The sequence below is a fragment of the Spirosoma sp. genome (assembly GCF_048594605.1).
GTDB lineage: Bacteria > Bacteroidota > Bacteroidia > Cytophagales > Spirosomataceae > Spirosoma.
The window spans coordinates 1-9,543 of record NZ_JBMDWV010000311.1; the positions used below are offsets into that span (position 1 = coordinate 1).

A 9,543-nucleotide genomic window follows, 5' to 3' on the forward strand; every position below is an offset into this window, starting at 1 on the left:
GGAAATGCGCTTCGACAAAAAAGAATTTAGCGTAACGGCGGGTAAACAGGTTGAAATTGTTCTGGAAAACCCGGATGCCATGCAACATAATCTGGTGATTGGTAAGCCCAAAACTATGGACATTATCGGTACGGCTGCCGATAAGATGATTACCGCAAAAGATGGTGCCGAGAAGAACTACGTTCCGTCCATACCGCAGGTTATTGTAGCAACTCCTTTGGTGAACCCCGATCAGACGTATCGCCTTAAGTTTACAGCTCCGTCAACCCCCGGTGACTATCCATTCGTGTGTACGTTCCCTGGTCACTGGCGCATCATGAACGGTGTTATGAAGGTTGTAAAATCCTCGACTGCTTCGATTAGCAAATAATATCTTACACCACAAAAAAGCCGTCGTCAGAGTATTCCTTTGACGACGGCTTTTTTGTGGTGTAACGTACTAAAAAAGCCCGTTTCAAGCGGGCTTACACGTCATCGTAACGCTCAAATCAAGCATTATCCACGGCTGCTTCAGCTGGGGCCGGGTTACTAATCGAAGTCGGTTTTGGCGCAGGTTTTGGGCGTGGTGTAGTCGTTTTGCTGGTTGTAGCGGGTTTTGGCGCTGGCTTAGATGGCGCAGGAACCGTTTTAGGAGCTGCCTTTGTCGCTGTCTCTGCAACAGTGTCAATGGCTTTGCTGGCCGTGCGTTTTGCGTTTTTCTCGGCCTTCGCTACGTTTTTCTTTGCTTTTTTAGCTTCCTTTTTGACTTTCTTGGCAGGCTTTTCAACTTTCTGTTCTGCCTTATGCATTAACTTCGTTAGCTTCTTAGCCAGTTTGTCCGCCGATTTCTCGATGGACTTTTTCATTTTTTTAGTAGCCTCACCAGCTTCGCTCAGTTTTGCTTCGATTGAATTGACGATCTCTGAAGCCAGCGACTTCTGCTTGGTTTTTAGAGTTTTGTTTGCCATAAGATTGATGGGAAAAATTTACAAATAAATACGAAATTTTCGGGACAATCAAAAATCCAATGTTAAGTTTTCGTTACATTTTTTGAAGGAAATCCCAACAGATTATCCCCGTTGTAACGGCTACATTGAGGGAGTGTTTTGTGCCAAATTGTGGTATCTCAAGCACTACGTCGGCCGCCTGAAGAACTTCGTCCCGAACACCCATTACTTCGTTACCCAACACAAAAGCGTACGGTTTGTTTGGCTCTGGCTGAAAATCGGAGAGTAACGTACTACCTTCGGCCTGCTCTACGGCAGCAACAATCCAGCCATCCGCCTGTAGTTGTTGAACCAGGACTACTACATCGGCTACGTACTGCCAGTCAACGGATTCGGTAGCGCCGAGGGCGGTTTTAGTAATATCGCGGTGGGGTGGCTGGCCGGTAATGCCGCACAGATAGAGTTTTTGCGCCCGAAAGGCATCGGCTGTTCGGAAGACTGATCCGACATTATTCAGGCTACGGATATCGTCCAGAATCAAGCAATAGGGGAATTTCTGAACGTCTTTAAAATCATCGACAGACAGGCGATTAAGATCACTGAGCGAGAGTTTACGAGGGGGCATAAAAATTTTACTGCTATAGAAATATGCAGCAAAGCTATAAAGCAATCCGGCTCGTTACTGCTTCACAAAGCGCGATCTTAACTGCTGCCCATCGGTGGTGAGTACCTCCACTACGTATGCGCCCGTTGGCAAACTCGATACGTCGGCCGTGGCTTGAGCACCCACTTGAGAAGTAAGCTTGCGACCATGCAGATCATACACTCCCACTTGCTGAATGGTTTTTCCGCCAGTCAGTTCCAGCGTTAATGTACCCGTAGTTGGTGAGGGCCAAACCGATAACTTTGTAGCTTGAGGCTCGGGCTGACGAGTGATGGCAATGATGTTGGAGAAGTGTGTACTACCATCTAGATCGACCTGTTTAAGTCGGTAGTAGTTGACTGGATCGGGCGTAGCGATGTCAGTAAAGCTGTAATCGGTACGTTCGGAGGTAGTGCCTTTGCCCGCTACTCGACCAATCGTCTCAAAGTTTTTAGCGTTACTGCTACGTTGGATCTGGAAGTGGTCGTTGTGGGTTTCCCAAGAGGTGGTCCAGCTAAGCTGAGTGCCTATGTTTTCAATCCATCTGCCTGAGAAGGACATTAAGTTGACGGGAAGAGCTGAGTTTGTTGTGTAGATATCGACTTTACCAGAAATATTTGATCCCAAAGTACCAGGTCCGCTCTCGGCAAATAATGCACGCTCTCCTGCTTGCACCGCAGCTAGATCATTTCTTGCTTGAGGGAGCTGAGTCGTAGACCATTGGCCGGTGGCTGTATCGTAAATATCTACTATACTGGAACCTTCACCACCGGCAAAGAAAACTTTAGTGCCTGCACTAGTAGCTATAATACCTGACCGACCCTGGGATAACATAGCTGTGGTCCACTGATTGCTCATAGCATCGTAAATATCCACCGCATTAGACGTGGGATTGCCTCCAGCAAAGAAGGTTTTCGTTCCTACAGTGATTGTTGTTATGGATGATCTTGCCTGTGATAGCGTAGCGGTGGTCCATTGGTCTGTGGCTGTATCATAAATATCTATCCGGTTAGAGACAGTGCCATTCGACGTTGATCCACCAGCAAAGAAGACCTTCGTTCCTACTCCAAGCATGGTTACTTCAGCTCTAGCCTCTGGAACAGTCTTGCTTGCCCATTGACCCGTAAGTATATCATAACTATGAAACTGAGATAGGCTATATCTAGAACCAGCCGTAACCACTACTTTATTTCCTGCCCCTGTTGCCCTTGCAAACGTATAGGCAACAGGCATTTGGACTGCGGACCATTGCTTTGTATTCAAATCGTAGATGTCCATAGCGTAAGAAGGAAAAAAGTACGTAGTTCCCAATACAAAAAAAACTTTTCCTCCTGTAGTAGTAACCGCAATGTTTGATCTACCTTCCGAGAGTTGCGCGGTACTCCATTGGTTTGTATTCGCATCATAAATATCTACATTACTGTACATTTGCGAGCCGCTTGCTGAGAGCCCCCTTTGTCCTCCAGCAAAAAAAGCCAAATTACCTACACTAATAGCAGCTATCGAATGTCTTGCTGCCGATAGTTGAGTCGTCATCCACTGGTTTGTAGCCCCATCATATATATCCACTTGACTACTTTCCAGATCAAACCCTAATTTGTAAGTATAACCTCCGGCAAATAAGGCTTTGTTACCCACGCTGGTAGCGCCCATTCTCCACCGGCCCAGAGAGAGTGTCGTGCTATACCATTGAGCAAGAACCGGAAGGCTAAAAAGAAACGCGAGGAAAAATAAGCAGGTGCGAAAAAGTGGTTTCATGATCAAAATTTGCGGATAGAAAAATGGGTTAACGAACATATGATTTATTGCTTCACAAAGCGCGATCTTAACTGCTGCCCATCGGTGGTGAGTACCTCCACTACGTATGCGCCCGTTGGCAAACCCGCTACGTCGGCCGTGGCTTGAGCACCCACCTGTGAAGTAAGCTTGCGACCATGCAGATCATACACTCCCACTTGCTGAATGGTTTTTCCGCCAGTCAGTTCCAGCGTTAATGTACCCGTAGTTGGTGAGGGCCAAACCGATAGCTTTATCGATTGGTTGTCAGACTGACGCGTGATGGAGATGATGGTAGAGAAGTGGACACTGCCATCTAGATCGACCTGCTTCAAGCGATAGTAGTTGACTGGATCGGGCGTAGCGGCATCGGTAAAGCTGTAGTCACTACGTTCTTTAGTTATGCCTTTGCCAGCTACTCGACCAATCGTCTCAAAAGTTTTGGCGTCGCTGCTGCGTTGGATCTGAAAGTGATCGTTGTTGGTTTCCAGGGAGGTCGTCCAGTTGAGTTGCGCCCCGAGGTTCTCAGTCCATTTGCCGGAGAAGGCGATTAGGTTAACCGGTAAAACATCGTTGAGTGTGTAGATATCGACTTTACCTGTCGCTTGGTCAGCGAATAATACTTTATTTCCTGCAGTAGTACCTCTAAGATCACCTGCAGTTTGTGGTAGTTGCGTGGTTGACCATTGGTTAGTAGAGGCATCATAGATATCGACTACATTAGAATTCGCATACGATGGTGAAGAGACTCCTCCTGCAAAGAAAACCTTAGAGCCCATATTGACCACGGCAAAGCCTCTCCTAGCCTGTGATAGAGTAGCCGTAGTCCATTGGTTTGTAACTACGTCGTAGATATGTATTTGACTAGCGAAGGATGTACCTGCCGCAAATAAGACTTTATAACCAACACTGATAACAGCTGAAGCGGGCTGGGCCTGAGGGATAGTAGCCGTAGTCCATTGGCCTGTAATCACATCATAAATGTCGATTAAACCATTGCCGCCTTCATTCTTTGTAAATAATATTTTATTAGCTGTGCTAGTAGCTAACAGACTACCTTGGAGGTTTGGGAGTTGGGTTACAGACCACTGATTTGTAGTGGCATCATACACATCGACGGTATTGTAGTTAATATAACAGCTACATACATTGTTAAAAACGGCTCCTCCAGCAAATAGAATTTTACCACCAGCACTGGCAGCACCTATATAAAACCGCTCTTGAGAGAGTTGAGCCGTTGACCACTGATTCGTTGTTGTATTGTATATGTCTACTACTTTACTGTAAGAGAGCGTCATTACAGAGGCTCCCCCAGCAAATAGAGCTAAATTTCCGATACCAGCAGCAGCTATCGAGTGTCTTGCAGCTGATAGTTGAGCTGTCGTCCACTGATTAGTGCCACTATCATAAATATCTACTCTATCGTAGCTTACAACTCCTCCCCCCCAAACGCCTACCCTACCTTGCCCTCCAGCAAAAAAAGCTTTATTGCCTGTGTTGGTCGCTGCTAGTCCACTTCTTATTTGGGAAAGAGTTCCACTAGACCATTGAGCCGAAACGAGAAGATTATGGAAACAGATTAAAATGATTAACAAAGCGTTGCGATAAAGTTTTTTCATATGCGACGGCTTGATAGCGAGTCAATAGTTGCCGAAATATATCAAATAATAATTTTTTATCATTTGATAATACATAAATATTATCTCATGTAATATTTGTGTTAGATTTTTGTTCAAGCAACTGCCGAATATCGCGCAACGTATCGCGGATTTCGGTCAGGAGTTCCTGATCAGTGCTGACAGGTTGTTGATTGGTTCGGGCGTCAATTAATTTTTGCCGTTGTTCGAGAATCTGCGTGCGGAACGTTTGAGCGTCGATGATGCCGATCAGCTCCATGTCATTGGCTTGCTTTGAGTTTTGTCCGGCGGTTTCAAATTTCAGGATGCACAGATCAAAATAACGTAGCACTGGTCCGGCGACGAACGTAACGTCCTGAATATTTTCGAGGGGAATCGTCTTTTCTACTTCGACTAGAATTCCTTTCCGGAAATGCAGCGAGCGCTCGGTTAATTCACATTGAAGTTTTTGAAAATAGTGCTTGCTCCACCACTGCCCAACGCCAAGCAGCCAGAAGGGCAGCAGCACAATACCAACCACCGTTACAAGCATTATAAACGCTACGTAGAGCAATAGATACGTCCGGATAATCGGGTTGAAACTAACGTTTAACGGAAGCTCAGGCTTGTGCGGGGCTGTCATGTCGGATGGTTCGTTTAGTATGGTCGATAGTATAGGACGCAGGGGTACGTAACTGATTAACAAATAACGCCCGTCATGCTACGGGCGTATAAGTAAAGCGTAAGCGAGAACCTTATTGATTTATGCGATACAATCCTTTTTCGGTCGCCAACGTCAGTTCACTCCGATCATCGGAAAAAATGGGAGTCCACCTGTCCTTGTCAACACTATCGAATAGGGGGCGTACCCACTTGCCGGAGGTTGTATACAGATAGTTGGTATGGTCAACCTCTACCCACAGATTTCCAGCTTTGTCCAGGGTAAGCCCGTTGACCGACCGACCAGAGTCGTAATATCCTACCGGAATCATCGACAGCTTACGTAGCGACTGGCTATCATATTTCAGCAAAACGCCGTCCCAGTTGCTATTTTTTATCACGAGCCATAGGTGACCGTTCTTGTCCTCAGAAGCTGCCCAGATGTCGTTGCTGATCCCTTTTTTTACGGATACGTACTGGTCCAGTGGCCACGAAGCAAGCTGACGAGTGGCATCGCTGTCGTAAAGCGTAAGGGTTTGGCCGTTTGAACCGATGGAATAGTTCTTGGTCAGGAAGCGCGCCCGTTCGTTAGGAATCGTTTGCTTAACGACCTTTTGTTGCACATCCCAGACGACCAGACCCGTTGAGGTATAGAAGCGAAATTCGTTGGGTTCAGCCTTAATAACGCTGTAAAAATTGCCAATGCCGGATAGGGTAGCATACTCCATCCATTGACCACTTTGGTATTGACGGATTGTGTTCTGTTGCTGCTGGCGCGTAAGGCCCCATAAGCCACCACCCTCATCAAGGAAAAACTCGCTGAAAGCCTCCGGCTCCGTGTGTGCTACATCGAGCATCGTGCCTGCGGTAATGACCGATAAGCGATTACCATTCCCGTTGTAGCCTCTCAGCAAATAACGCGAACCGTATTGAGATACTTGTCCGGGATACTGAAACGAATGCGTTTGGGTTAGAGCGAACGATCGTGTGTTAAGGGTGTCTGCGCGGGGGCCTTTCAAGTACGACGGACTCGGCGGATAATCGATTGGTTCCAGAAGAGAGCTAAGATTACAAGCCGACAGACCGCCTACAATGGCGACGAGCAGTAGGACATAGCGATACGTTCTCATAAACGTTAAGAATAATTTATTTCAATAAAACGACAGCAAGTTACGGACAAAATCATAGGGATGAATGGACTTTCAAACAACACGATAGAGAGATTTTCTGCGAAGCAGCACTGGCGGCATTTGCATTAAATACGCAGTTTCATGCCGAAAAATCACTATTTTTGTTATAACATACTACTTCAGAAATAGTGAAAACCGCCACCGCGACAAAGCCACAAGCAAAGAAAAACGAAACTCCCCTCAACCGCCAATACAACCAGATTAAAGCGAAATATCCCGGTGCGTTGCTGCTCTTCCGTGTCGGTGATTTTTACGAAACCTTTGGCGAAGATGCTGTGCGAGCCAGTAAAATTCTGGGTATTACGTTAACCAAGCGGAACAACGGCGGCTCAAACGAGGAACTGGCTGGTTTTCCCCATCACTCGCTTGATACACACCTGCCAAAACTGGTTCGGGCGGGCGAACGCGTAGCTATCTGCGATCAGTTGGAAGATCCTGCGCTGGCTAAAGGCATTGTGCGAAGGGGCGTTACGGAGTTGGTAACGCCTGGTGTTTCTTTTAATGACAATGTACTGGACACCCGACGTAACAACTATTTGGCGGCTGTTCATTTTGGTAGGGGAGAGGACCAATTTGGCGTATCGTTTCTGGATATTTCGACGGGCGAGTTTCTGGCATCGCAGGGAAACGGTGCTTATGTCGATAAACTGCTGCAAAGCTTCAACCCGTCGGAAGTGTTGTACTGTAAGCGCAACCGGCAGGAATTCGGGATTTTATTCGGGGATAAGTTTCATACTTACACGCTCGAAGATTGGGCTTTTACCTATGATTTCGGCTATAATTTTCTGAAGCAACATTTTCAGACGACTTCGCTCAAAGGCTTCGGTATTGAAGGCTTGCCCGATGGTATTATCGCGGCTGGCGTGATTCTACACTATCTGAACGAAACTGAACATAAAGATCTTCAGCATATTACACGCGTTACGCGGCTGGAAGAAGATCGCTACGTATGGCTCGACCGTTTTACGATTCGTAACCTCGAACTAACGGCTGCTCAGCAGGAAGGGGGCGTTCCACTTATTCAGATTCTCGATCAGACCGTAACGCCAATGGGCGCCCGTTTGCTACGTAAATGGCTTAGCCTGCCGCTTAAAGAAAGAGCGTTGATTGAGGAACGGCTCAATATGGTTGATCTGCTAACTGCTGATATTGACCTGACCGATACGTTGGTCAATCATTTGCGGCAAATCGGCGACCTGGAACGACTGGTTTCAAAAGTTGCCGTTCGACGGATCAGTCCGCGGGAGTTGTTACAGCTTAAACGGTCGCTACAGCACGTACTGCCAATTAAGGAATTGCTCATTACGGAGCTGAGCCAGAATGAGTCGCCTTCCCGGAATGCCGTATCACTGAAAAAATATGCCGATCAACTGAATCCTGTTTCGTTTCTGCTGGACCGTATCGAGGCCGAGCTGCGGGAAGATCCGCCGGCACTCTCCAATCAGGGTGGCATGATTAAACCGGGTATCAACGCTGAACTGGATGAATTGACGGCTATTGCCTACTCAGGCAAAGATTACCTGCTTCAACTTCAGGAACGCGAGGTGGAACGTACCGGAATTAGTTCGCTTAAGGTGGCCTACAACAAAGTATTCGGTTATTACCTCGAAGTAACGCACGCACATAAAAACCGTGTACCTGACGACTGGATTCGAAAGCAAACGCTGGTGAATGCCGAACGGTACATTACCCCTGAACTAAAAGAATACGAAGAGAAAATCCTGAACGCCGAAGAGCAGATTTTTCAGATTGAAGCCCGGATGTTCAATGAAATGATTCTGGCAGCTGGCGAATACGTCGGGGCCATTCAGCAGAATGCCCGCGTTCTGTCGGTGCTGGACGTACTGGCTTCGTTTGCGCGAATAGCTGTCAAAAATAAATACGTTCGGCCCCAGATCACTGAAAGCAAAGTTCTTGACATCAAAGACGGACGGCACCCCGTTATTGAACAGCAATTGCCGCCGGGCGAACCGTATATCCCAAACGACATTTATCTGGACGACGAAACACAGCAGATCATCATCATTACGGGACCGAATATGGCGGGTAAATCGGCATTGCTACGTCAAACAGCCCTGATTGTTCTGATGGCGCAGTCGGGAAGTTTTGTGCCCGCTACGTCAGCAGAAATCGGTATTGTCGACAAGATCTTTACGCGGGTAGGGGCGTCTGACAACCTCTCGCGTGGAGAAAGTACGTTCATGGTTGAGATGACCGAAACCGCCAGTATTCTGAATAACCTGAGTGAGCGTAGCCTGGTGCTGATGGACGAAATTGGCCGGGGAACCAGTACGTACGATGGGGTTTCGATTGCCTGGTCTATCACCGAGTATTTACATAATAAAACCGATTGTCGCCCAAAAACTTTGTTTGCTACGCATTACCACGAACTGAACGATCTGGCTATTGACAATGCGCGTATTAAGAATTATAACGTAGCAGTGAAGGAAATGGGCAACAAAGTGATCTTTTTGCGCAAGCTGAAAGAAGGCGGCTCGGAACACAGCTTCGGGATACACGTAGCACAAATGGCCGGAATGCCTGCTCAGATTGTCAGGCGTGCCAGCGAAATTATGAAACAACTCGAATCCTCACACAAGCGGGAGTCGAATAAAGAGAAGATTCAACAGGCCGTACCTGCCGAGCGCGAACTGGCGCTACGTATCATTGAAGCTGGCGACCCCAAATCTGAAGCCATTAAGGAAAAACTCCGCGCCATTGATGTCAATCGT

Annotated in this window: 8 protein-coding genes; 2 read left to right on the forward strand and 6 right to left on the reverse strand. The window is 47.1% G+C overall.

What is annotated here, in order from left to right; genetic code table 11:
• On the forward strand, positions 1 to 370 hold a 370-nt coding region (locus ACOJS8_RS18805; protein ID WP_420150086.1), incomplete at its 5' end, for a plastocyanin/azurin family copper-binding protein.
• 118 nt (positions 371 to 488) lie between these two features.
• On the opposite strand, the gene ACOJS8_RS18810 is transcribed toward ACOJS8_RS18805, so the two are convergent.
• From ACOJS8_RS18810 to ACOJS8_RS18835, 6 genes are all read right to left on the reverse strand, one after another.
• Positions 489 to 947 (reverse strand): hypothetical protein, encoded by a 459-nt coding sequence (locus ACOJS8_RS18810; RefSeq protein ID WP_420150087.1) that lies wholly within the window; start codon positions 945 to 947, stop codon positions 489 to 491.
• Positions 948 to 1,020: 73 nt separating this feature from the next.
• A complete protein-coding gene (locus tag ACOJS8_RS18815) occupies positions 1,021 to 1,551 on the reverse strand; it encodes an RNA methyltransferase (RefSeq protein WP_420150088.1) in 531 nt (176 codons plus the stop codon).
• A gap of 54 nt (positions 1,552 to 1,605) precedes the next feature.
• Positions 1,606 to 2,847, reverse strand: coding sequence for a Kelch repeat-containing protein (locus tag ACOJS8_RS18820; protein WP_420150089.1), 1,242 nt, complete (start codon positions 2,845 to 2,847; stop codon positions 1,606 to 1,608).
• Between the two features lie 524 nt (positions 2,848 to 3,371).
• Positions 3,372 to 4,643 carry a T9SS type A sorting domain-containing protein gene (locus tag ACOJS8_RS18825; RefSeq protein ID WP_420150090.1) on the reverse strand — a complete coding sequence of 424 codons (1,272 nt, stop codon included), beginning with the start codon at positions 4,641 to 4,643 and terminating at the stop codon, positions 3,372 to 3,374.
• A 406-nt stretch (positions 4,644 to 5,049) separates the two neighbouring features.
• Positions 5,050 to 5,604, reverse strand: a complete 555-nt coding sequence (locus ACOJS8_RS18830; RefSeq protein ID WP_420150091.1) for a PH domain-containing protein — start codon at positions 5,602 to 5,604, stop codon at positions 5,050 to 5,052.
• A 112-nt stretch (positions 5,605 to 5,716) separates the two neighbouring features.
• On the reverse strand, positions 5,717 to 6,751 hold the full coding sequence (locus ACOJS8_RS18835; RefSeq protein ID WP_420150092.1) for a hypothetical protein: 1,035 nt from the start codon (positions 6,749 to 6,751) through the stop codon (positions 5,717 to 5,719).
• Positions 6,752 to 6,939: 188 nt separating this feature from the next.
• Here ACOJS8_RS18835 and mutS point away from each other — a divergent pair.
• The coding region (gene mutS, locus ACOJS8_RS18840) for a DNA mismatch repair protein MutS (protein WP_420150093.1) at positions 6,940 to 9,543 on the forward strand (2,604 nt) is incomplete at its 3' end.